We start from the raw sequence: 22,802 nt of genomic DNA, 5'->3' as shown, positions 1-22,802 counted from the left end.
GATCTAATTAACCACAGACCACGAAAATGCTTGGGTTGGAGAACCGCTCACGAATCTTTCACAGAGGAACTGTCGCACTTGGTTTGACAATCTGTCGTATAAGAAAGAGAGGCATGAAGATGAAAAGTTACCTTGTATTTGGTGCGAGTAAGGGGTTAGGAGATGCCTTTGTTAGAGGTGTGCCTCAGGAGGGTGATAAGGTCTGGGTGGTATCCAGAAGTAAACCCGAGAGTCTGAAGTTGAATGATGGTGTAGAGCGAATATGGGTTCAGGCCGATCTTGCAAATGATCATGCGGCTACCATTGTTACGGATCAGCTAAAAAACGAAAGACTAGATGTTCTCATCTACAATGTGGGGATCTGGGAAAAGGAAGGCTTCGAGGATCACTATTCGTTCGACCGGGATGAGCCTGCGGATATTAGTCAGCTGATCCATGTGAATATCACCTCAACGATTGTATGTATTCAGGCTTTATTGCCGCATCTGCGCCAATCTTCAGGAGGAAAGATCATCCTCATCGGTTCAACAGCGGGACTTAACAATGCCAATAATACACAGGTTTCTTTTGTCGCTTCCAAATTTGCTATTCGTGGAATTACAGAAGCACTGCGAGAACATACCAGACAGGATGGCATCGCTGTTACGTGTATTAACCCTGGGGAGCTTGCAGCCGAGATTCCTTACGAGCAAGGGGCCAAGCGAGCACTTGAGGAATATAACGGAACACGTATCCCGCTTCAGGACATGGTCTCCATTGTGAAGTGTATCGTTAGCCTGTCCAACGCTGCTTGTGTGAAAGAGATTAACGTTCCTGCATTAACGGATACCAACACCTAGTTCATTAACGATATGATCGCCGATATATGGCTTCAAAAAACCTAAAAACGGCGCGTTCCTTCTATCAGGAGCGCGCCGATTGCCTTCATCTCGCCAAACGACGGATTATTGCATACCTTGCATAATTCCATTAATAATTCCTTGCTGAGTTACCGTATTGTTGTACCGGTTAAACAATCCGAATCCGTGCTGACCGTTGTAACCATTGTCCCAGTATACAGGCACCATTTTATACTTTTTAGCTGTTTTCGCAACAGCCTTTGCAAATATTTCACGATACGTATTGTTGGTAGAATCATATGACGTTTTGTCAATGGAGCCGAATTCGCCGATCACAACAGGATAGCCTTGTGTCACAAACTTATCGTGCATCGATTTCAACTGTGATTCCAAGTAATCCTCTTGACCCCAAGTAGACTTCTTGGATGGGTTAGTCGCCGTTGCACCCCATTGAGTGATGTTACCGGATTCTTCACCGGCGAAATCCCAAGGAGAATAATAGTGTGCCGAGATCATAATTCTTTTTTCGGAACTCGGAATGGTCGAAGATCGGAACGTATCTGTTGGCAGAACGAAACCATAGTTGCCTACCGTATAGTCAATATTCGTATTCCAACCTGGGATCAGCAGCCATCTGGCACTGTTGTTTCCTCCCGTTTTCCGAACGGTATCCACGAAGATCTGATTGTAAGCGTTAAGGTTTGCATAGTAGGCAGGATTAGGATTGCCGTAAGTCCCATCAAATGTTTCATTCATGGACTCCAGAACAAGGCGCTCATCATAATTAATGAACTTATTGGCAATTTGTTGCCATACACGTTGATATTTTTCTTTGATCTGTGCTTGATTCGAACCATTCACAAGCAACCATCCACCTTGAACGGAATTGAATCCATCCCCGTGAATGTTAATGACCACGTAGAGCCCTTCATTGTAGGCATAGTCAACGACCGTTTTTACCCGGTTAAGCCATGTAGCATTGATCGCATAGTTGGGAGCGCTTCCAATATGACTCAAATAAGATACTGGGATACGGATCGTATTAAATCCCGCTGCCTTTACCTTTTTGATCAACTCTGGAGTAACGGTAGGATTATTCCATGCTGTCTCGCTCGGGGTACCATTGACTGATGCCTCCAATGAATTCCCCAAGTTCCATCCGGCACCCATCTCATAAACGATCTGCGAAGCCGGCAGTGATCTGAAATCCGAAGTAATTGGCGTTGCCGCTGATGCCTTAGAACCCCATCCAGAGAAGACCACTGAAGCCAACAAAACGAGAGCTAAGCTATGAATGCCTAATTTCTTCATTTTCATAAGCATGTCCAACCTCCATTTAAATGAATAGTTTATGCACACCTACATAACCGTTCCATGATTAAATCCAATCAACGTTCGGAGAATACGGAGCCTCCCTTCTACTAACTTAAGGAGATAAAAGTGGTAACAAACTTTACCGATAGATTCCCTTAATCATCTATGCTGATTGAATAATACGTGACCAAATAATAACATATATTTGTAAAATAAGGAACTGCTATTCTCGGGAAATTTAACTATTTTGTCGAAAAATCCATTATAATCACGCTACATCAACACACGAGATAGGTGCGCAAGCGCCATCGATTGAATTCGATTTTCTTCTGGAATATTTTCATAGAGAAGATCCGCTTTACCTGCTTCGACCATTCGTTTACGCAAAGCGCCGATTCGTCCTTTATTGACATCCATAAAACGAAAATCCACCTGTCGTAAATGATCCATTTCCGCCATACGGTCAAAGGCCTCGGCCTCAAGCTTTGGATTAATCTCTTTTAATTCAAGCACCTCCAACTGGTTTGCATTCCATAGATGATCGATATCCTTCAATGATTTCATGTAATCTAGTTCAACTTGCCTTAGGTTGCTCAACCTGGAGAGATCGCATAAACGCTCTACTTTGGGAAGGGACAGCCGCAGATAGACCAAATTATGCAATGCTTCTAACGCATCAATGTTGCTTAAATTACGTATGGCAGATAACCGCAGCATGCTAATGTTTGAGCTAGCTAGGACATCCAGTGAGTCATTCAAGGTACAGCTGTCTATAGCTAGGTACGTTAAGAGGGGTAGATCTACAACAAAATCAAGCTTCGCGATAGCGCAGTTCAGTACAAGCGTCTCCAACCGGATACAATCCTCGATCGGTGAGAGATCATTGAATTTACCATGAAGCGACAGGTACTTTAAATACTTGAAATTTCGAATAAAATCAAGGGATTGCCCTTTTGGTGAATGAATCTCCAGATAATCCATGCGGTCTAATGCACTCAATGGATTCAAATCCTGTCTCTGCTGAAGATGGAGCTTCAGCGCAGTAACATGCTTCAACTCTGCAAGTTGTGCTAACACTTCCTCTGAGGAAGGACTGTTCTTCTCCACATGGGATACGTACAAAATCAGATCCGGTCTTCTCGCAAATACATGTTGATCTAATTGAATGAGATCATGCAACTTATCTACTCCAACTACATAGCTGATCGTCGCACGATTCCGCAAATGTCTCACAGCGTCATCCATCTTGTCCATTGTCCAGGGAACCCCGCTCATTGATGCAGCCCAAACTTCACTCATCGTTCGTCATCCTCCATTTACCCATTATTATTTATTGAAATGAGAATTTACCGATTTTAGATCACTTCCTATAATTGTAAAGGAGGCTGATAACATTGAGAAGTACAATATTGAGTTTCTATCAATTGGTTAGCTCCGAAACAGCCACACAAATGTATCATCTTCGAGCTTTCCCGATGTCCAGCAGCAAATAATTATCACAAAAAAATACACCCGTCTACCAATCACACGAAGGTCTTCGACTCTTCATATTCGGTACAACAGGGTGTATTTCTATTTCTATTTCTATTTCTTTTTCTATACATATCAATTAAGCAACACATTTTTACGCAGGTCTATACTTTAAACCCTTTCACAAGATCGTTTAGACGCGAAGCACTTTCCTTCACTTGATCCGACTGGTCAGCTACCTGCAACGATTGCTCCGTAGAGGACACCATGTGTTCAGCAATATGCTGACTTGATGCAGCGGATTGCTCACTAGCCGTTGCGATCTCATGAATCGCACGTACGAGCGTATCAACCGTTTCTTTTACCTCTTGAGCCGTCTTATGAAGATCGTTAACGGTATTGGCTTGATCCACTGCATTGTTGTAGTACTGCCCGGCCGTATTTTCCAATAGCTGATAGTCGCTTCCCACCTGATTATACATAAACGCAAGCATTTCCTTAGCGCTAGAGGATAGATGAGCAACCGATTCGGTAACTTCACTGGTGACATGCCGAATCTGATCTGCCGCTACTCTAGAGCCATCTGCCAATTTGCGAATCTCCTCAGCCACAACGGCAAATCCTCTGCCTGCCTCTCCTGCACGAGCAGCTTCAATGGAAGCATTTAATGCGAGCAAGTTGGTTTGCGCCGTAATATCCAGAATAGATTGGGATAATACACTAATCTGGTCAACCGCATTGGCACGTTCCAATGCTTCATTCATTTTCGCACTTGCACTTGTGTACATATCTTGGGCAGCCTTACTAGATTCACTAGCCTCCTGCTTCAGAGCCTCGGCTTTGTCGCTGGTAACGTTCGCCAACTCTGCCTCTTCCTTCGTACGAGAAGAGATATATTCTGTAGCTCGAAGCACCTCATTAACCGATTGATTCATATTTTCAGTATATGCCGAGGTCTCTTCCATCGTAGCTGATAACTCTTCCACGGTAGCAGATACTTCCCGGATACGCTCGTTAAGCTCCGACATATTTTGGTTGGTGAGATCACTCATCTCGTTGATCTGACGAGACTCTTGAACCACACTCGTAATGACCGTTGAAGTAGCTCCCGTCATGGAATGGATTCCACGTGCAATGACACTAATCTCGTTATTGCCTTGGAGTATGTTCGGATCGAGGGTAGCTGTCAAATTACCCTGCGTCACTTCAGCACAGTAGTGATTGATCGCACGCATCCGTAGAATAATATTTCGAATCGTGATAAACGAGACAGCCCCTAGAATAGCAAATGAAGATATCAACACAATACTAAGTAAAACCGCTTTTTCTCTAATCGTTTCCTGAGCTGCATCGTACAGCTTCGCGGATTCTTCTTCGATGTATGTACTTAGCTTGGTGATCGTTTCTACAATGACTGTACTGCTTTTGTTAATTCGATTTCTCTCTTCATCATCGTAAGTTCCCGTTGTTTTCTTCACGTCCATGATTCGTTCGATGTCCTGGTCATAGACTTCCAGTTTAGCCTGTAGATCAGTAAAAATCTCTTGTTCTGTTGGATCTAATGATCGTGCGGAGAACTCATCCATTCCAGCCATAACATTGCTCTTATTTTTCTGAACTTGCTCATATTGCTTATCCGTATACTCTTGTTTGTCGAGAAGCTTCGTATAATTAGCTCGCATATTATAGAAGTCCGCTTTGATCTCCAGAATGTTCGTCTGATGCAGGAAGCGATCGGTGTAGAGCTTCCCCTGCCCCTCTTTTACCTCATTCATACCGAATATTCCGGACAGGAATAAGATAAATAACCCCACTAAACTAACCGCGAGCATCAAGATCAAGGTTGTCGTTAACCTCAGATGTTTAATTCCCCTCCTCTTGGATTCACTATGTAATGATTTTTGTACCATGTGTACTCCCCCACTTTGTTCATATGACTTAAATTTCACATCGTGATAACTATATATCGGTCAAACGAGGTTCCAATTGTTAGATGGCGATAAAAAGGTTCATCACTTTATTGCACAAATATGAAGGAACTCTGCCCTCGTAGACACGATCTAGACCCTTTCATTTTTTTTCGTACAACCTATAAAAACCTACATAAATCTATTTATTTTTCCGACATATACTTAGGAGCATTTAGCTTAATAATCATCTGGGAGATGGAACATGAAAAAAATGTTGAAACGGGGATCTAACGATGCCAGAGTAACTAGCATCGCCAACACAGTATCTATTGTATTGTTAATTATTATCGTAGTCGTCTTCACCGTTCTTGGCACATTTATGTTTTCGAGTACACGGAGTATCCTGATCAAACAACAGGAATCTATGCTACAGACCAAGACACAGGCTATTGTCAGTGAATTTGATGCGATGTTTAAAGAAAAAGGATCACTCGTGAAACAGATGTCAACGAATACACTTTTTCAACAATATATCGAAACCACCGAATCAGCAGAAGTGGCGACAACCTCTCCACATGCTGAAGAGACACAGGCAACCTTAGCAGCAATTGTCAAAGAAGAGCCTTCATTTGCCGATGCTTGGATCGCAGGTATTGAAGGAAAGGGATTCTGGCTGCAAAATGATGGCGTCTCTTCCGCGCCGGATTTTGATATTCAGACTCGTCCCTATTATGAGCCTATTCGAGCTACAGACGGACTGTACTATTCAGATCCATACATCGATATCGCAGCAGGTAATGTACTGATGGGCATTTTCTATCCGATCAAAGATAACAATCAACTCATCGGGTTTGCCGCAGCGGATATCGCATTCAAAGACATTCCTGCTATTATGGAAAGCTATTCTCTTGGGAACACGGGCTATTCCATACTGGTTTCCAAGACAGGAGAGATTCTGTACCACCCGGATGAGGAGAAAGTCTTAAAAGAAAACATCACGGACAGCACTAGCGACCTGGGGGAAATCGGTAAGAAGATGATCGCTGGGGAATCCGGTGTACAGCTTATTACAGACGACAATGGGGAACGTCGTTATATTGGTTATGCCACTAGTAAAGATACCGGATGGGCGGTAGGTCTGACGATATCTGAGAAAGAGGTTCTTGAAGAACTGAAGACGTTCACCTGGATTACGCTTAGCGGATTTGCTGCAGCTACCATTTTACTGGTTATCATCTGCTACATTATGCTTCGTTATCTGTTAAGATCCATTCCACAACTGCTCGCGAAGATCAAATTGATTGAGCAAGGGGACTTAACGATTCAACTGGATGCTCAAGCGAATAATGAGATAGGTCAAATATCTCGCGGCATTAATACGATGGTGCAAAAAATTCAAGGCATGCTACAAATCGTAGGCAGCTCCGCTCATGTACTGAATCAGTCCTCTACCGATCTACAGTCGATCTCTTCTAGAACGGCGACAACGATGAATGATACAAGTACAGCCATTAATGAGATTGCGAACGCAACCAACTATCAGTCGATTGAGACAGAGAACATTTTACGTAAAACAGGATCGTTATCAAGCCAGATCGATGAAATCGCATCCGATGCTCAAGCCATTGAAACGATGGTACAGACCTCGGCTGATCAAAGTGGACAAGGATTAACTGTAGTGGAGCAGCTATCCCAATGGGCCGAAGAGAACCATAGCTCCACACAAGCTATCTCATCCATTATTCAAGAAATTGACCAGAGCCGTCATGAGATTTCCAGCTTCGTGGACACGGTTAATCAGATTGCAACACAGACCAACCTGCTTGCACTCAATGCTTCCATTGAGGCGGCACGTGCAGGAGAACAAGGTCGAGGATTCGCCGTTGTGGCGGGAGAAGTACGTAAGCTTGCTGAACAGACCGCACTTGCGACCCAGGAGATTTATAAAAAAGTACGTGTGATTGAAGAAAAAACAACCACATCGGTTGAGCATACTGCACGTGGCATGAAAATCGCGGAGGAAAATGCGAAATCCGTAGAGGATACGAAGCAGGTATTCTTCAGCATTAACAAAGACTTGGAAGATTTGAAATTGCGCATGATTCAGATCAGTACAAATACCGCTAATGTGCATAAGCACAAAGATGAAATTTTGCAGGCATTGGAGATCATCTCTTCCACTACCGAAGAAAATTCAGCTTCTACCGAAGAGGTTAGTGCCAGCACGCAAGAACAGCTAGATAGTATTGAGCAGGTTGCTGACTTATCCAAACAGTTGAATCAACTATCCAGCAAATTGCAAGAGGAACTTAAACAGTTCAAAGTCGAATAAACGATCTGTATTACGGTATCATACCCGTCTCCTCTTCTCATTTACGCCCAGTCCATCTATTATAGATAGATATGTGTACGATGAGGAATGGAGGATACAACATCATGGAATTTGCAAAACGTATGAACCACTTTAGTGAGGGGATCTTCACCCGTTTGCTCGAAATCAAGCGCGAACGGTTAGAGAAGGGGCAAGCGGTGATTGATCTTAGCGTGGGGACACCTAATATCCCGCCTGCCCCCCATATCATCACAGCACTGTGCGAAGCTGCGGCAGATCCCCAAAACTACATTTATGCAGTAAATGACCAGAGTGAACTATTGCAAGCAGCCAGTACATGGTACAAACAGCGTTATAATGTAGATTTAGATCCAAAAACACAAATCTGTTCCTTACTCGGCTCACAAGAAGGGCTTGCTCATATTTCCCTATCCATCGTTGATGAAGGAGATTTGGTTCTTGTTCCTGATCCATGTTACCCGGTATTCGCAGATGAGCCTTTGCTTGCTGGAGCTGAACTGTATTATATGTCGCAACAAGAAGAACACGGATATGTCATTCAGCTAGAGGATATTCCAGCAGACATCGCAGCCCGTGCGAAATTCATGCTGGTTTCTTACCCTAACAATCCAACTACAGCGATGGCACCGGAGCAATTCTATGTGGATCTGATTGCCTTTGCCAAAAAGCATAATATTATAGTTCTTCATGACAATGCTTATAGCGAACTTGTATTTGATGGAAAGACTTGTGGGAGCTTCCTCTCCCTGCCCGGCGCCATGGACGTAGGTATCGAATTCAATTCCTTGTCCAAAACCTATGGACTTGCTGGCGCAAGAATTGGTTTCTGTGTAGGTAACGCATCGGTTGTCTCTGTGCTTAAGAAATTAAAGTCCAACATGGATTATGGCATGTTTCTACCCATTCAGAGAGCCGCAATTGCAGCCATTACCGGAGACCAGTCACAAGTTGAACAGGTAAGAGCCATTTATGAGGAACGCCGGGATATCCTGTGCGAAGGCTTCAGTAGACTCGGTTGGCATATCGCGAAGCCGGAAGCGACAATGTTCATCTGGACGCGGATTCCTGCGCACTACAAGTCTTCAGAACAGTTCGCCACAGATCTCGTTAACCAAACAGGCGTAATTGTTACCCCAGGTAGCGCGTTTGGTCCTTCTGGTGAAGGATATGTCAGACTGGCTCTAGTGCAGAGTCAAGAACAGTTAGAACAAGCACTTCAATACGTAGAAGCCAGTGGGATCTTAAATCCTAACAACTAAATACAGCAACAACGAAGAAGAGAAGCACGATTGCCCTGTATAGGGAATCACAGTGCTTCTCTTCTTTGCTGTCTACGCAGAACAGCCCGCTACATGAGCGGGCTGCAAGGTTATTTTACATATATACATACTAGGATGGAATGTCCATGTCCTGATCTAACTCTTACTTGATCGACTTGCGCCAGTTGGAGCGATACATTAGGTAAAGGAAATAAGGTGTACCAATGAGCGCGATCAGTATGCCTGATGGGATCTCCGTTGGTGCCATAACCGTTCTACCAATCGTGTCTGCCAATACCAACATAACCGCACCAACCAAGGCAGACAAAAACATCGAGCGTCTTAACTTATGTCCAGTAAGTAATCGAACCATATGTGGTGCAATCAGACCGATAAAGCCGACCGTACCTACACATGCGACAGCACCGGCTGCCAACAACACACCTGTTGCCATAGCCATTAACCGTGTTCGGCGTACACCTAAACCAAGTCCTGACGCACTATTATCATCAAATACTAACAATTCAAATCGACGAGCAAGCCACCAGGCAATCGGTATGAGAATGACTAAAAATAGACCGATGACTCTCACCTGTTCCCAAGTGCGCGCATACGTGCTGCCTGTCAGCCAGATATATCCGCTGCTTCCATATACCGCGCCACGCACGATTAGAATCTGGATACCTGCGCCAGCAATGGCGGACATCGCAATTCCTAGCAACACGACCGCAGAAGGATTTAATCCTTTCTTCCACGAGAGGGAGAACACGACTGTTGCAGCGATACCTGCACCGATAATTGCTGCGATCGGCAGCAAAAACACGGGTAGACCTGGCCAGAGAATCATGACCATCATCGCTCCGAGACCTGCGCCTGAGGATACCCCCACGATGGAAGCGTCCGCCAGTGGATTACGTACCGCCATCTGGATCAATACACCGCTAATTGCCAGTGCAGCTCCAGCACCTGCAGCAACAAGGGTACGTGGAATACGCAACTGGATTATGCCGGAAAACAACCCATCTGACGTGAATAGACTCGGTATTAGATCACCTAGTGGAATACGCATCCCACCAAACATTGTACTAACCAGAATCAGAAGTATCGTGGCGGCACTAAATACAACCGCCAATGGACCAAAAGCCCAGCGGCGACGCGAGCCTGTACTCATCGAGGTAGTCATACCCCCGCCATTCGCTGCTTTCATCCGGGTAAGCACCAGCCAGATTAACCATGGTGCCCCAATGATCGCCATTACAGCACCCGTTGGCAGCTCCATACTGGAGTTATGTACCATTTTGGCAAGTACGTCAGCACCGATGAGCAGCGCAGCACCCCATATAAAAACACCCGGTAATAATAAACGATTAGAACGCACTCCACTTAGTCGAACGAGATGTGGTGCAACCAATCCAACAAAACCGTTTGGTCCAATAACACTGACGATTACTGCTGCCAGCAATACGGCGAGAAGCAAACCACCTGCACGAGCCAACCCAACCTTCTGCCCTAATGAGGAAGCGGTTGATTCATCCAGCTCTAACATGTCCCACTGCCGGGATAACACCAGAGCAAGGAGTGTAATACCGATCACCCAAGGCCAAGCATAGGCTACGCCACTCCAATCATTTTGCACAAGTGTTCCGGAGCCCCAGAGGAATAACCCCTGTGTTTCCATAGAGAAGAAAATATGTAATGCACTCGTGAATGAACCAAGTACCATTGATACAATCATACCTGATAATGCTAGTCGAACCGGGCTTGAAGCTCTGCCACCGCCCATGAAATAAGCTGCAAATGCAGCTACCAATCCACCTAAAGCAGCAAATAAGAAGGGAGACTGACTGAGTAAACCTGGAAATAAAATCGCTCCGAGTACCACGATAAAATATGCTCCCGCATTAATACCTAATGTATCTGACGCAGCCAGCGGGTTACGCGTAATCGTTTGCAGTAAAGCCCCTGCTACAGCTAATGCTCCGCCTGCAAGAATACCGATAACGGTTCGGGGCATACGCAGATCCCAGATCATATTATGCTCTAATGTATTCTGCTTACCCATCAGAGAATCGACAACAGTCTGCAATGGAATGGCTGCCTCTCCATAACAAAGGCTTACAAAAAAAAGCACGATGAGAGCGGTTAAACCGCCCCCATAGATGCTTATTGTGCGCCAGTTCACCGCTGGCTTAGCTTGAACCGAACTCATTTCGTAATCGCTCCAACGACTCCATCAACGAGAACTTTGGAGGAGATTGGCCCACCAAATGTCCATGTTGTGCTGTCCAGTTGATATACTCGTTTGTCTTTAACAAAGTTCAGACCATTCCAAACAGAGTTATCTTTCATTGCTGTGCCAAACACATCATCATCTGGCTGTGTGATATAAATGAAGTTGCTATCTTGTACGGCAGACAGGGATTCAATGCCCACTGTGGAGAATCCGTATCCTTCCAATTTGTCCGGCTGCCAGTCATTAACGAGTCCAATTTTGTCCAAAGTGCCTACAACAACTGAATTATCAGTAAACATACGCAAGCTTGCAGCATTCTGATAGGTAAATGCTTGTGTCAGTGCAAAGTGGAAGTCTGATTTACCCGCATCAGCCAGCTTTTGTTTCGCTTCTTCATAATGCTGATCAAGGTCAGCAAGAACTTCTTTTGCTTTATCCTCTTTTCCAAGTGCAGTCGCAATGGAATTGAAGATCTCTGTCATTTTGTCATAGTTATAACCATCGCCGTTGTATGGATCAAATTCAAGCGTTGGTGCAATTGCATTCAGTTGATCATAAACAGCATTATTATTATCAGCATTTGCAATGATTAGATCGGGTTTGAGGGCAGCAATGGCCTCCAAGTTTGGCTCACTGCGTGTTCCAATATCCGTCACACTGTCGTCAAGAGCAGCTTCGGAAGTCACGTACACTTTATAGTTAGCGTTGTCTGCATTACCTACTGGCTGAACGCCCAGAGCAACCACATCTTCGGTATAGGTCCATTCCAATGTAACAACTCGCTCTGCTGGCTTGTCTAATTTAAGCTCACCACGATTATGCTTCACAGTTACAGGACCTGCTGTCTCTTCAGCCGGAGCAGTGCCTGAATCCGCTGCCTTACTTGTATCAGTAGTTGTGCTAGTAGATTGACCACACCCCGCTAGCACGAGTGCAAATACTAACATCAACAAAAGTCCGTTCAAACTCTTTTTCATATTTCTGTTCTCCCCTATTGATATATATTTATATGATAACAATTATCATTATCACTATTGGATTATCCCCTACCTGTACTATTTTGTCAATGGGATTGCCATGCGTTTGAGATGATCTGCACAAAAAGAAAAAGGAACTACTCTTAAGTAATCCCTTCTCTTAGATATATCACGCGTGTTTTAGCTTAGCTGCATCGTTGTGATGCATGTATTATCGTTATCATATGTAGACAGTTGAGTCTCAGCCACTTTTCCATGATGAACGACACGAATGAGATAGGTTCGATCTCTAGGCAACCACATATCCATAAATCCGTTTGCTCCTGACTTCATTGCAGATTCTTTCATGAAGGTGTTCCCCTCAGAATCATGAATCGTTACACTGAACTCCTCGTTAATCATTTCTCCCTGACAACCGGTCAAGCTATGAATTGCACAGGGATGGGTCTGCGTTACATAAGGCGCAATGGACAGAAAAAACTCGTCCTGAGGCAAATCATACGTTGTCGTGTGTTTATCTTGATCTGTGACTATTAACTGTTTAGCATCAATAGAGGCAGATACAGGCGACTTTTTACCCGCACTGATATCTTCAACCAATGTTCTAACATTGGTCTCATTCTCTGTCCCTGCCTCTTCCCGACCAGTATTGATTGCAACTAGATAGGTTCCTAACACCATCACAACCACTATACTCGTCATGATCCACATTGTTTTTTTCATTTGGAGTCCATCTCCTCGTCCATTTTCATTAAGTATAATAGAGAATGGATTACCACGAACTTATACAGCAAGGATTTCACCAGATATTCACATATATGTATAATTCATCGCCTGATAAAACACATATAGAGGTTGTTCATAAAGTCCGCTTTTGATTACGAAGAATGCCTCCGGCATCTCAGCATCGAATATGGAATTCAGCCGAAATGTCCGTTGCTCACGTAGTCCTGCCTACGCTCCGCTACTCCATTTCTAGCTTCATCCCATCTTCTCGGTACTGAAAACCTTCCTTTTTGAACACGAACATATAGTAAATTGGATAGATACGTATAACTGTTCATTACGTGAGCGATACATGGCGTGTCATAATTCGCTCTGCCATTTCCTCTGCTTGCAGCACCGCAGACAACGGGTCAGACAAAAAATATCTATTCCAGTCGAGGTTAATGACCCGGCAGTGAGCTGTCTCAATGGATTTCTGCCATGGTTTGTCTGAAGACTGATCAGGCACCTGTCTTGAACCATTATCCAATACTAATAGGTAGTCTTCTACGTACCGTCCTACCGAACTCTGCGCAATATCCAGGGATTCCAGGCCTGGCTCCAGCAGCTCCTGACGAACCTTGCCTGCTGGCTTCAAGTTTAGTAACCCATAGGCTGCCTTACCTCCACGAGTTCCCTTATTTCCCACAAGTGTCACATGTTCTCCCCAGTTAGGATCAATGATGGTAAATGTCTTGTCTGTTGAGACCTTGCCAATGATGGTACGTTGCAAAATATGTACCCTCTGGCTGTATTCCTTAATCCATGTTTCGGCTTCTGTCCGGCGATTCAAAATACGTCCCATCTCACGAATCTCCTCCGCAACAGAGCCGTAACTACTTCCTCCATAGACCACCGTAGGCGCAATCCTGGCATAGGAAGCGTAGGCAGCGGAATTCCAAGTAATAATCAGATCCGGCTCCAGTTCAAGCACCTTTTCGAACGAGATGAAATTATGATTACCGATATCCCCTACTTGATCATAAATATAAGGCTCCAGCATTTGGTTGCTCTCAATAAGTGAATGCGGCGCTCCAAGAGGTGTCACTCCCAATGCCAGCACTTCTCCTAAACTCCAGTCCACCACAACTCGGCCAGGTTTGTTGGGTATTGTAATCTCGCCCATGCTTGTTGCGAGCATCCGAGTTTTGGCTCTTGGCACCACGGGTGCCGAAGACTTACTCATTGGCACTCCTTTCAGATTGGTAATCTCCTGTTCTGAGTGAATCTGGTCAGCTTCAACTTTGGGTAGCGTTCCCCCAACCCATCCTACATAATGACTTTTCAGAGCAGCATGTGGCTCGAATGTTTTCGGGACTACATCTGTAATATTGCTCTCTCGACGCTTTCTGTAAAACGCCGGAGAAACCCCATAATGCTTCTTGAAATAACGACTTAGTGTATAGCCATTTTCATAGCCTACTCTCTCCGCTATCTCCTGTAAGGTTGCTTTCGTGCCCACCAGTAATTTCATCGCCTGTTCCATCCGGATCTGTGACAGCACACGAATAGGACTCGTGTTCAATTGAAGCTGAAACAATTTGTTCAGATACCTTGGACTGCAATCCAGCATTCCAGCTACCTGTTTCATATCGAGTGCTTCCCCATAGTGACAGGTCAGATAATGCACAGCCTGCTCTACCCGATCCAGCTTCGTACGGCTCTTCCTGTACTCTTGCATTTGTTTCAGCATCTCAGCGAGCCACTGGTAAAACAACGCCTTAGTTCGAATCCGGTCTGCTGATTGTAGTTCATTCCACTGTTTGTATATCAACTGCATAATTTCAAATAGCGGCAATGGATACGCTGGTTCAAAACCAAAACTTACTTGCAGGGAATCCGTATGGGTAAAGGTTTGGGATCTTTTAGAATTTGGCTTCTCTGACTCTGGTGACGAATATGACAACATATGTATTTCCATTCTATTCTTAGCCAGAAAATCCAGACACATTCCTTTGGAGGCATGTAAAATGTATGTCCCTTTAACTTGATGCATCGCCTGACCCAGCCGAATTTTCCCTTTTCCATTAATTAATAAAAACGAATTCGAAGGAATCGTCCACGTATTAGGATCTTCACTGATGTTAACGTGTATGAATCGAATATCTAGTATTCGGATCGTGGTATGTTCCCATAATGCACCGTATTCTTCTACATTCATAGTTATAGACCTTTCTATAATTCCTCATTACAAAATCCAAAGCTCCGCCTCATCATATATGATAATCATTCTCAGTTCAAGCTGTTGATTATGTTCTGAAATGGTCATGCATACGTTCTGAATCGGTTATTGTACAATCGATAATTTCCCTCTAGAGTTATACAAATGAAAATCATTATCAATTAGAAAGAGGGTTCGTCATGTTGTTCACGAAAGTTTGGTATCGACTAACTTTACCGATTTTACTGGTAATGGCAGTATGGATCAGTGGTTGCTCACAACAAGAATCAGCAGAACAAGTAGGTCTCGAAACAGAACCTGCCGCAGCGCAAACTAGAATACTTTCCACAATGATGGGAGACGTCACGGTACCCCTCCACCCGGAGCGGGTTGTTGTTGATTGGAATATAGGGCATGTTCTGGCTGTTGGCGTAACTCCTGTTGGCGTACCAGGAAGTCTCTTAGATTATGGTGCGTTCTTACGTGACAAGCTTGTGGATAGTGCAGATTTGGGCAACCACAGTGAGATTTCACTTGAGAGAATGGTAGAATTGGAACCAGATCTGATTATCACGTGGGATCAAGAGAAATTTCAGACCTATTCCAAAATCGCTCCAACGGTCGTATACGTACCAGATCAATATGATTCAATGGAAGCTGAAGTAACCGCTATGGGCGAAATTCTCAATCGAGAGGTCGAGGCCAAAGAATGGAATACAACATTTAAACAACGGGTCGCAGATGCTCAAGCCAAAATCAAAGGAGTAATTCCGGAAGGTGCCACCTTCACCGTTGCCGATTTTAACTTTTTGAAGAACCCAGCAATTATCGGAAATAGTGCCAATCGTGGTGGTAGAGCAGCCTATGAATTGCTTGGACTGACTCCGGCACCCAAGGTGAAGACGGAGCTTCTGGACCAAGGGCAAGAAACCATGGAAGCCAGTGCAGAAGTTTTCGGTGAGTACGTGGGTGATTATCTACTGATGATGGTCACAGAAGGCACGAAGGATCATTCGTTGTTGCCTGATGTCTGGGCCAGTCTGCCAGCTGTGAAAAATAATCATATCTTCAAGCTGGATATCCATAAATATTTTACGGCTGATCCCTATACATCCATTCTGCAAGCCGAAGAGATTGCGGATCGACTAGCCAAAGGACAGACGGAGCTGAATTAATTAGAATTATTCACAAAACACTATGCAAATAGCACGTACGAGAGTGTTCGGATACGTGCTTTTTGCATGTTCTCCAATGAATTTCCTCACTCAAAGTAGTTCTATGAAAAGACAGAATTAGAAAAGCATGAGCCGGAGGTTTGATCGTCCGCCTTTGCGTTCTTGCATCTGCAGGTTACCGGTATCTACTACATTCTGATCTCATATTCACAGTGCTCGTGTCCACTCACATTACATTTCGTTTCCTTCACGGTAACCCTACGCTTCATCATCTTCGTTAGTGCACCCTCAAGAATTGCTCCCTCAAGATCACAGACCAGCTTTTCTTCTTCCAGAGTTGGCAGCCCTTTGCAGAAACAGTCATCCACTGCAACAATCATCTTGTGTTCCTCTTGGTACAAAATCCGGGGAATGCCAATCCTTAACTCCTCAAACAGTTGCAGCAACTCTTCAACCGTATGTACAGGTAAATTCTCTCCAATTTTACGCCCAATCGTTAATGTTGTGCTTCTGCCTCCCATCGGCAGCCCTTGGTTCAGTCCAATTAAACGGATGGTACGAAACAGCTCCAGTGGTACCATATTGCCTAGCTTTTCGCGATTTATTAGTTTCATATCGTCAAATGTATAATCCAACATCGTTATGACCTCCCAGTAATGATCTGTAGCTCTATACTGACAGAAGAGGTCATGCTCTGCCTTGATTTGAATCAATAGTACATGCCAAGTCTTCAATAAAATCTAACCTAACGATGCGGTAATAAGATCAGCCAAATACGAATAACAAAAAACCTTACCAGCCGTCAAGAACATCTCGACGTTGGTAAGGATAATGGTTGGTCTGCATAGGTCTCCATAGATGTGATTACTCCATAATATCAGCCCGTCTACCTGTTGGAGAGAGCTTTATTTTTCTCATAAAACCGATCATTATGTGAGGATACACCTGCCATGTCCGAAGCAGTCGGTTCCAAATACATCTTGGCACTGTTCACAGCAAGCACAGCATCATTAAATGCTCCAGCGATCAAGCGAACTTTACTTCTATAGGTGATAAAATCCCCTGCTCCAAAAACTCCCGGTATACTTGTACCCATTCTTGGATCAACTGATATACCATAATCTTCTCGCTCGAGTCCCCACTGAACTAGATTGCCAAAATCACGATCGTAACCGTGGCTCACGACAACTTCATCCACTTCAACTTGTCGCAACTCGCCACTCTCCATATGTGCAAGTTCCACTCGATCAATTTTGTCTCCTGCACCATATAATCGAGAGATGCGGTACGGCGTCAAGACATGGGCAAAAGTTTTCATCTGGGCTACAGGCAACTCATGTCCTGTGAATTCATGACGCCGGTGTACAACTGTAATTTCTTTTGCCAAACCAGCCATTTCGTTCGCCCAATCAATTGCGGAATCGCCACCACCAGAGATCAAAACTCGCTTTCCAGCGAATTTAGATAGATCCGTTATCGTATAATGAAGATTCGTCAGTTCGTAACGGTTGGCACCCTCGATATCAAGCTTCTGGATCTGGGTCATACCTCTACCAGCACATAGCAGAATTGTACGTGTATAGTGTTGCTCTCCCGTTTTGCTAGTAAGTACAAACACACCATCCTCACGCTTTTCCATGCCTGCTATTTCCTGTCCAAACACAATCGTTGGATCAAACGTCCTCGCCTGTTTCTCCAAAGAATTAATCAATTGCTCGCACCGAACAGGCTCTACCCCACCAACATCCCAGATCATCTTCTCTGGGTACGTACGCATAAATCCGCCTAGTTCCGCTTTAGCTTCTATAATTTTGGTGCGCATTGCTCGCATTCCACTATAAAATGCGGCATACATTCCCGCTGGCCCACCACCGACAATAGTCATATCATAAATATCCATTGATTGTTGTTTTTTCATCTTAAGGCACCAACTTTTCAACGACGTAATCTAGCAGCTTAGCAGAACCAACTGGCCCTACACCTGTGACAAAATCACTTGTTTTTAACGGATACACACGATCATTTTTTACTGCATCTAGACTCCTCCACACACTACTTTCTTTCAAATCTTCCATCGACTGCTTCGTGTCATAGCCTTTCAGTGTCCTATCCTCTAAAAAGATATAATCCGGATTCATTTCACTTAAAAATTCCAATGAGAATTGACTAAACCAGTCAGTGGAATCTTTGATAACCTCGGGGCTCTTCAATCCTAGTGTCTCATAGAAAAACACACTACTGCTGCCCCCTTTGGGTCCCATGAAACGATAACGATTGTGCTCTACCCGAAGCACTAATACCGTCTTGTCACCAATACTTTGAGCTATTTTTTCTTTAGCAAGCTTTGCTTTTTCATCAAATTCAGCTAGCAATCTTTTGGATTCCTCAGTCTTGTCGAACATGGTAGCCAGCTTCGGCAACGCTCGTTTCATTTCATTGTTGGTGCCTACAGCCACTGTTGGGGCAATTTTTGAAAGTTCATCATACACACCTTGCTCCATACCTTCGCCCATCGTAACAATCAAGTCAGGAGCCAAAGCAAGCAGTTGTTCGTAGTTATATTGGTATTGCTCAGATTGCACCATCTTCACACCATGTTCTGTAAAATAAGGTGCACGATAGTCTGGTTCTATCTCTGGTACAAACACCACCATCTGTGGCGTAACACCCATCTCAATCAAATATTCAGCATAGATGGAATCAAGTACAAGCATATTTTCAGGCTCAACCGGAATGGTTACCTCTCCAAACTGATCTTGGACAACTTTCGTTGTACTTTTCTCCGCGTCTCCTCCCGCTGCTGTCACTTCATCCAAGCTTTCATTGGAACATGCTGCCAACACCAAACACAATAGCACTAGCAATACTCCAAACTTCAAATTCTTCAATCTTGGTAACATTGATGCATTCGCCCCTTATAATGATAATGATTATTATTATCAGATGTTATCAAAAAAGAAGCGGCTCTTCCATAGTGAATCGTGCGTATCCGTTTGGATTATTGTGCTCCATCTTGATCAATATTCGTCAACTTCTCTACGATCTGATGCAATACCTGAGTATGTCCTATGAGTCCATATCCATCTACCCATAAGCGGGTATCCACGTGAAATACCTGATTATTTCTCACAGCCTTCAATCCGTTCCACACCGGAGTACTCATTAAATGATTCATGTTCTCTTCTGCATTGAAATGTTCCATGACACGTTTCTCCACAAAAAGAATGTCGGGGTCAGCCTTTTTTAATTGCTCGATCGAACAAGGATTAAACCAGGCTTCTCCAGCGTGCAATGAGTCCGGGAGAGCTAAGCCAAGTTGCTGGTAGAGCAAGCGGGAGACCCCGTGTGAATACCCTCCTAAATATCGATATCCAAAAGGTTCTACTCGCAATACCATAATCTTAGTGGACGTTTGAAGCGTCTCATGCAATTGCTGCCGTGCTGAGCTCACTTCATGTTTCATACGCACATGAATAGCAGCCGCTTCCTCATGTTTATGAAATATAGCTGATAGCTGCTGTAATAGAATCTCTGCGTCCATTTTCAGCCCCGTAATTAGTGGTGCAATTGTGCGCAGATTCTGCCTTAGTTCATCTGGCCATACATTGCCAATAATCACTTCGGGTTGCTCTTGACGAATTAACTCAACGTTCAATTCATATTGAGCCGTCGGTAATATACGTATGCCGTGAGATATAAATAGATCATGCTGCTCTGGCGGAACAAGCAGAGGTGTGACAACAACGGCTTGCGGTATAATTCCTATACCGATGAGTACTTCGGCACAGAGTGGGGTAAGACATAAAATCTTTCGATCTGACAAGGTTCTGACATAGCTTCGAGGAGACACCCCAGCGAATTGTTTAAATCTACGACTGAAGTAGTGGGCATCCTCATAACCTACCTTTTTGGCGATATTCTGTGATGTTTCTGCCGTTAAGATCAACTCTTCCTGTGCTCGATACATCCGATAATGCGTCAGATAATCTAGTGGTGGCTTACCATAACGTTCGCTGAACTTGCGGGAATAATGCCATGGGCTTAGTCCAGCAATCTCAGCTAGTTGCTTTCGGGTAATATTCTCATCATAATGACTCATCATATAGGTAATAGAACGCAGGATCCCTTGTTCGATGGTATGATATTCACTTAGCTGGTTCTCATATAAAAAGTTCAACAGTTCGTTTATGAGAAGCTGATTGCGTACCTGTTGCGCATGCTTCGCTAACAAGCCTGTATTGATGTGCTGAATAATTCTTGCTAGGTCACCCAGCATTAGCTGTACAGACTGGTAAATGCTACCCCTAGGAATTTCCCAATCGAATGTAGCGATGCTCCCCTCATGTTGTTTAATCGAATAGGTGTTGAATTCCACAAGCCATCCCGCCATATCCAGACTGCCGCCATTTACGATTTCAATCATTGAATTCTTTTGTAATGCTACCAGTTGTCCATAAGATACTTGAACCTTCTGTCCGTTGATATTCCAAGTAGCTCTGCCATCAACAATGAGAATGAACGCATGATGATGGAAATAGTGCACTTCACCTGTCGCAATCCATTTGTCCGTTAGTGGTTTAGTAGAGTGCCATTCCGCAATCCATCCCTGTTCTATTGAATTCATAACGAGTGCGGGACGTATGCGCCCATATCATTATTGATGCACTGCACCTTGTCTATTAACTTGTTAATACTGTTCATTACGCCTCTCCTTTATCACACAACCTTTAATAATCTTAAAATCTAGTTCATTGAATCACAGTATACATGAAAACCCCACACCATGTCGGCGCGGGGTTATACCAATCCTTTGGGATCTACTTTAAATTAACGCTTAACGGATTTAGACTGTCTTCCAGTTAACCAATAAGTCAATGCACCTGCTACTACAAAGGATAATGCCAATCCTATGCAAGCATGCAATACATTCAATGAGCCTTCTTCTATGAACAATGGAATTTCAAACAAACTGCCGAAACCACCGCTAATTACAGAAATACTAACAGACGTAAGTCCCATGTATAATCCACCTATCCCCCCACCTAGTAGTGCTGAGTAAAAGGCGATCCTCTTGCTCATATTCACTGCGTAGATTGCAGGTTCAGGTACGCCTAGAAGTGCTACAACGGAGGACCATACGGCTGTTCTTTTCGTTTCTCCCCTTCTGCTTCGAAGGGCAACTGCCAGCGCTGCACCCGCATGTCCAAACATCGCAACAAACATCGTAGGAAGTACAATAGAGTAGCCCACGTACGTAATTTCATAAATGATAATTGGAAATAGACAGTATTGCAATCCAGCAATCATCAACAGGGAGAAAAATGCAGCAATTAACATAACCGCCAGTACGGGCGCACTTTCCACAAGTGAGCTAATCCACTCTCCAGCATAATCATCCACGAATGTTCCAACGATACTTAGAATAAGTAAGATGACTGGCAAGAGGATCACCAAACTCATGAATGCAGCGGCAATTCCTTGGAACGCTCTAGGTACTCTTCTATTGATCCTTCTTTCCAGGTATGCTGCTGCGCATACGGCTAGAATAACCCATGGAACGGAAGAATAGAGAGTTGGCTGTGAGATAATTTCTACGCCAAACAAACGAGCTGTTTTCTCACCGTTTAACCACATGGTAACCTCGGGATAGAACATGAATCCGCCGATTGTGGCAGCCACATACATATTGCTTCTCAACCGATATGCCGTGCTAACGGCAATAAGTATAGGAAGTAGATATACCGGGGTATTAGCGATCATTCTCAGCAAATTGAATATAGGCTCATCCATCAACATCGGATCATCCGATATGAGTTGATTTAGTAGCAGAATGATGCCCAATATGACCTTAATAAGTCCTGCCCCAAGAATCACGGGCAGTAATGGTCTAAATACATCGCATATAAAATGCAAAACTGAAAAGGATCTCTTTGCCTCAAGCTTGGTTTCTTGCTCTCCATCCTCAATCTTATGTACATAATAGCTTCCCGTAAGGGTGTTGAATACATCTAATGCTACACTTTCTGATTCTAATTCGATCCGGCATCGTTCACCTTCAAGGTGAATATTGGCTGTAAACTGCTGCGCAGAGAGAATGGAGAAATCCGCCTGAGTCCGATCCTTCAGCACCAATGTGATTGCCGTCAGTTCATGCTCTACGCCTCTAATATTGTCCTCCCCTCCTGCAATTTGCACAATGTCTGACACGAGTTGCCTGTGATTCATGAATATACCTTCTCCTCTTACAACGGTAAACCGAGTTATTTAAGTTCTCTATCTATATATCCATTTCCACAAATAAATCACAATAGGATAAATAAACCAATTATGATTGCATATCTGAGTA

Annotated in this window: 16 protein-coding genes; 4 read left to right on the top strand and 12 right to left on the bottom strand. The window is 44.0% G+C overall.

The features are described 5' to 3' along the window. The first annotated feature begins 119 nt into the window (after positions 1–119). The gene (locus ASD24_RS24975) at positions 120–839 is read left to right on the top strand and encodes an SDR family NAD(P)-dependent oxidoreductase (protein WP_056701705.1); all 720 of its coding nucleotides are present in this window, start codon (positions 120–122) and stop codon (positions 837–839) included. Positions 840–944: 105 nt separating this feature from the next. Here the strand turns inward: ASD24_RS24975 and ASD24_RS24970 are convergent, their stop codons facing one another. The 3 genes from ASD24_RS24970 to ASD24_RS24960 form a co-directional block, all read right to left on the bottom strand. Beyond that, positions 945–2,162 carry a glycoside hydrolase family 5 protein gene (locus tag ASD24_RS24970; protein WP_156395543.1) on the bottom strand — a complete coding sequence of 406 codons (1,218 nt, stop codon included), beginning with the start codon at positions 2,160–2,162 and terminating at the stop codon, positions 945–947. A 264-nt stretch (positions 2,163–2,426) separates the two neighbouring features. Next, the gene (locus ASD24_RS24965; protein ID WP_056701703.1) at positions 2,427–3,452 is read right to left on the bottom strand and encodes a hypothetical protein; all 1,026 of its coding nucleotides are present in this window, start codon (positions 3,450–3,452) and stop codon (positions 2,427–2,429) included. A gap of 335 nt (positions 3,453–3,787) precedes the next feature. Continuing rightward, the gene (locus ASD24_RS24960; RefSeq protein WP_056701701.1) at positions 3,788–5,533 is read right to left on the bottom strand and encodes a methyl-accepting chemotaxis protein; all 1,746 of its coding nucleotides are present in this window, start codon (positions 5,531–5,533) and stop codon (positions 3,788–3,790) included. A gap of 262 nt (positions 5,534–5,795) precedes the next feature. Between ASD24_RS24960 and ASD24_RS24955 the strand changes: the two genes are divergently transcribed. Further along, a complete protein-coding gene (locus ASD24_RS24955) occupies positions 5,796–7,865 on the top strand; it encodes a methyl-accepting chemotaxis protein (RefSeq protein ID WP_235540817.1) in 2,070 nt (689 codons plus the stop codon). Between the two features lie 104 nt (positions 7,866–7,969). Beyond that, positions 7,970–9,145 carry an aminotransferase class I/II-fold pyridoxal phosphate-dependent enzyme gene (locus ASD24_RS24950; RefSeq protein ID WP_056701699.1) on the top strand — a complete coding sequence of 392 codons (1,176 nt, stop codon included), beginning with the start codon at positions 7,970–7,972 and terminating at the stop codon, positions 9,143–9,145. Between the two features lie 163 nt (positions 9,146–9,308). On the opposite strand, the gene ASD24_RS24945 is transcribed toward ASD24_RS24950, so the two are convergent. The 4 genes from ASD24_RS24945 to ASD24_RS24930 all read right to left on the bottom strand — a co-directional run bounded on the left by ASD24_RS24945 (position 9,309) and on the right by ASD24_RS24930 (position 15,281). Then, positions 9,309–11,354: an iron ABC transporter permease gene (locus tag ASD24_RS24945; RefSeq protein WP_056701697.1), complete on the bottom strand. Its 2,046-nt coding sequence runs from the start codon at positions 11,352–11,354 to the stop codon at positions 9,309–9,311. Next, positions 11,351–12,355 carry an ABC transporter substrate-binding protein gene (locus ASD24_RS24940; protein WP_056701695.1) on the bottom strand — a complete coding sequence of 335 codons (1,005 nt, stop codon included), beginning with the start codon at positions 12,353–12,355 and terminating at the stop codon, positions 11,351–11,353. The genes ASD24_RS24945 and ASD24_RS24940 overlap by 4 nt, the downstream gene beginning before the upstream one ends. Positions 12,356–12,535: 180 nt before the next feature. Then, entirely contained in the window at positions 12,536–13,078 is a 543-nt protein-coding gene (locus tag ASD24_RS24935) for a CueP family metal-binding protein (RefSeq protein WP_056701693.1), read from the bottom strand. A 340-nt stretch (positions 13,079–13,418) separates the two neighbouring features. Further along, the gene (locus tag ASD24_RS24930) at positions 13,419–15,281 is read right to left on the bottom strand and encodes an AraC family transcriptional regulator (protein WP_056701690.1); all 1,863 of its coding nucleotides are present in this window, start codon (positions 15,279–15,281) and stop codon (positions 13,419–13,421) included. Between the two features lie 200 nt (positions 15,282–15,481). On the opposite strand from ASD24_RS24930, the gene ASD24_RS24925 reads away from it, so the two are divergent. Beyond that, positions 15,482–16,456: an ABC transporter substrate-binding protein gene (locus ASD24_RS24925; protein WP_056701688.1), complete on the top strand. Its 975-nt coding sequence runs from the start codon at positions 15,482–15,484 to the stop codon at positions 16,454–16,456. A gap of 188 nt (positions 16,457–16,644) precedes the next feature. Here the strand turns inward: ASD24_RS24925 and ASD24_RS24920 are convergent, their stop codons facing one another. The 5 genes from ASD24_RS24920 to ASD24_RS24900 form a co-directional block, all read right to left on the bottom strand. Beyond that, positions 16,645–17,094, bottom strand: coding sequence for a V4R domain-containing protein (locus ASD24_RS24920; protein WP_056701686.1), 450 nt, complete (start codon positions 17,092–17,094; stop codon positions 16,645–16,647). A 248-nt stretch (positions 17,095–17,342) separates the two neighbouring features. Continuing rightward, entirely contained in the window at positions 17,343–18,374 is a 1,032-nt protein-coding gene (locus ASD24_RS24915) for an NAD(P)/FAD-dependent oxidoreductase (protein ID WP_056701684.1), read from the bottom strand. Position 18,375: 1 nt separating this feature from the next. Continuing rightward, positions 18,376–19,356 (bottom strand): ABC transporter substrate-binding protein, encoded by a 981-nt coding sequence (locus ASD24_RS24910; protein WP_056701681.1) that lies wholly within the window; start codon positions 19,354–19,356, stop codon positions 18,376–18,378. A gap of 98 nt (positions 19,357–19,454) precedes the next feature. Further along, positions 19,455–21,080, bottom strand: coding sequence for an AraC family transcriptional regulator (locus ASD24_RS24905; protein WP_056701678.1), 1,626 nt, complete (start codon positions 21,078–21,080; stop codon positions 19,455–19,457). Positions 21,081–21,283: 203 nt separating this feature from the next. Continuing rightward, positions 21,284–22,681, bottom strand: coding sequence for a PTS transporter subunit EIIC (locus tag ASD24_RS24900; protein WP_056701677.1), 1,398 nt, complete (start codon positions 22,679–22,681; stop codon positions 21,284–21,286). Positions 22,682–22,802 lie beyond the last annotated feature (121 nt).

The organism is Paenibacillus sp. Root52 (genome assembly GCF_001426865.1).
GTDB lineage: Bacteria > Bacillota > Bacilli > Paenibacillales > Paenibacillaceae > Paenibacillus.
Note: the sequence above shows the minus strand (reverse complement) of the source record. Positions and strands in the feature narration are given on the sequence as shown.

Bases quoted from the DNA above. Each gene is read 5' to 3' on its own strand.
- ASD24_RS24910 (WP_056701681.1), bottom strand. From the start codon at position 19,356: ATGTTACCAAGATTGAAGAATTTGAAGTTTGGAGTATTGCTAGTGCTA.
- ASD24_RS24955 (WP_235540817.1), top strand. From the start codon at position 5,796: ATGAAAAAAATGTTGAAACGGGGATCTAACGATGCCAGAGTAACTAGC.
- ASD24_RS24915 (WP_056701684.1), bottom strand. From the start codon at position 18,374: ATGAAAAAACAACAATCAATGGATATTTATGATATGACTATTGTCGGT.
- ASD24_RS24920 (WP_056701686.1), bottom strand. From the start codon at position 17,094: ATGTTGGATTATACATTTGACGATATGAAACTAATAAATCGCGAAAAG.
- ASD24_RS24925 (WP_056701688.1), top strand. From the start codon at position 15,482: ATGTTGTTCACGAAAGTTTGGTATCGACTAACTTTACCGATTTTACTG.
- ASD24_RS24970 (WP_156395543.1), bottom strand. From the start codon at position 2,162: ATGCTTATGAAAATGAAGAAATTAGGCATTCATAGCTTAGCTCTCGTT.
- ASD24_RS24975 (WP_056701705.1), top strand. From the start codon at position 120: ATGAAAAGTTACCTTGTATTTGGTGCGAGTAAGGGGTTAGGAGATGCC.
- ASD24_RS24940 (WP_056701695.1), bottom strand. From the start codon at position 12,355: ATGAAAAAGAGTTTGAACGGACTTTTGTTGATGTTAGTATTTGCACTC.
- ASD24_RS24905 (WP_056701678.1), bottom strand. From the start codon at position 21,080: ATGAATTCAATAGAACAGGGATGGATTGCGGAATGGCACTCTACTAAA.
- ASD24_RS24960 (WP_056701701.1), bottom strand. From the start codon at position 5,533: ATGGTACAAAAATCATTACATAGTGAATCCAAGAGGAGGGGAATTAAA.
- ASD24_RS24900 (WP_056701677.1), bottom strand. From the start codon at position 22,681: ATGAATCACAGGCAACTCGTGTCAGACATTGTGCAAATTGCAGGAGGG.
- ASD24_RS24945 (WP_056701697.1), bottom strand. From the start codon at position 11,354: ATGAGTTCGGTTCAAGCTAAGCCAGCGGTGAACTGGCGCACAATAAGC.
- ASD24_RS24935 (WP_056701693.1), bottom strand. From the start codon at position 13,078: ATGAAAAAAACAATGTGGATCATGACGAGTATAGTGGTTGTGATGGTG.
- ASD24_RS24950 (WP_056701699.1), top strand. From the start codon at position 7,970: ATGGAATTTGCAAAACGTATGAACCACTTTAGTGAGGGGATCTTCACC.
- ASD24_RS24965 (WP_056701703.1), bottom strand. From the start codon at position 3,452: ATGAGTGAAGTTTGGGCTGCATCAATGAGCGGGGTTCCCTGGACAATG.
- ASD24_RS24930 (WP_056701690.1), bottom strand. From the start codon at position 15,281: ATGAATGTAGAAGAATACGGTGCATTATGGGAACATACCACGATCCGA.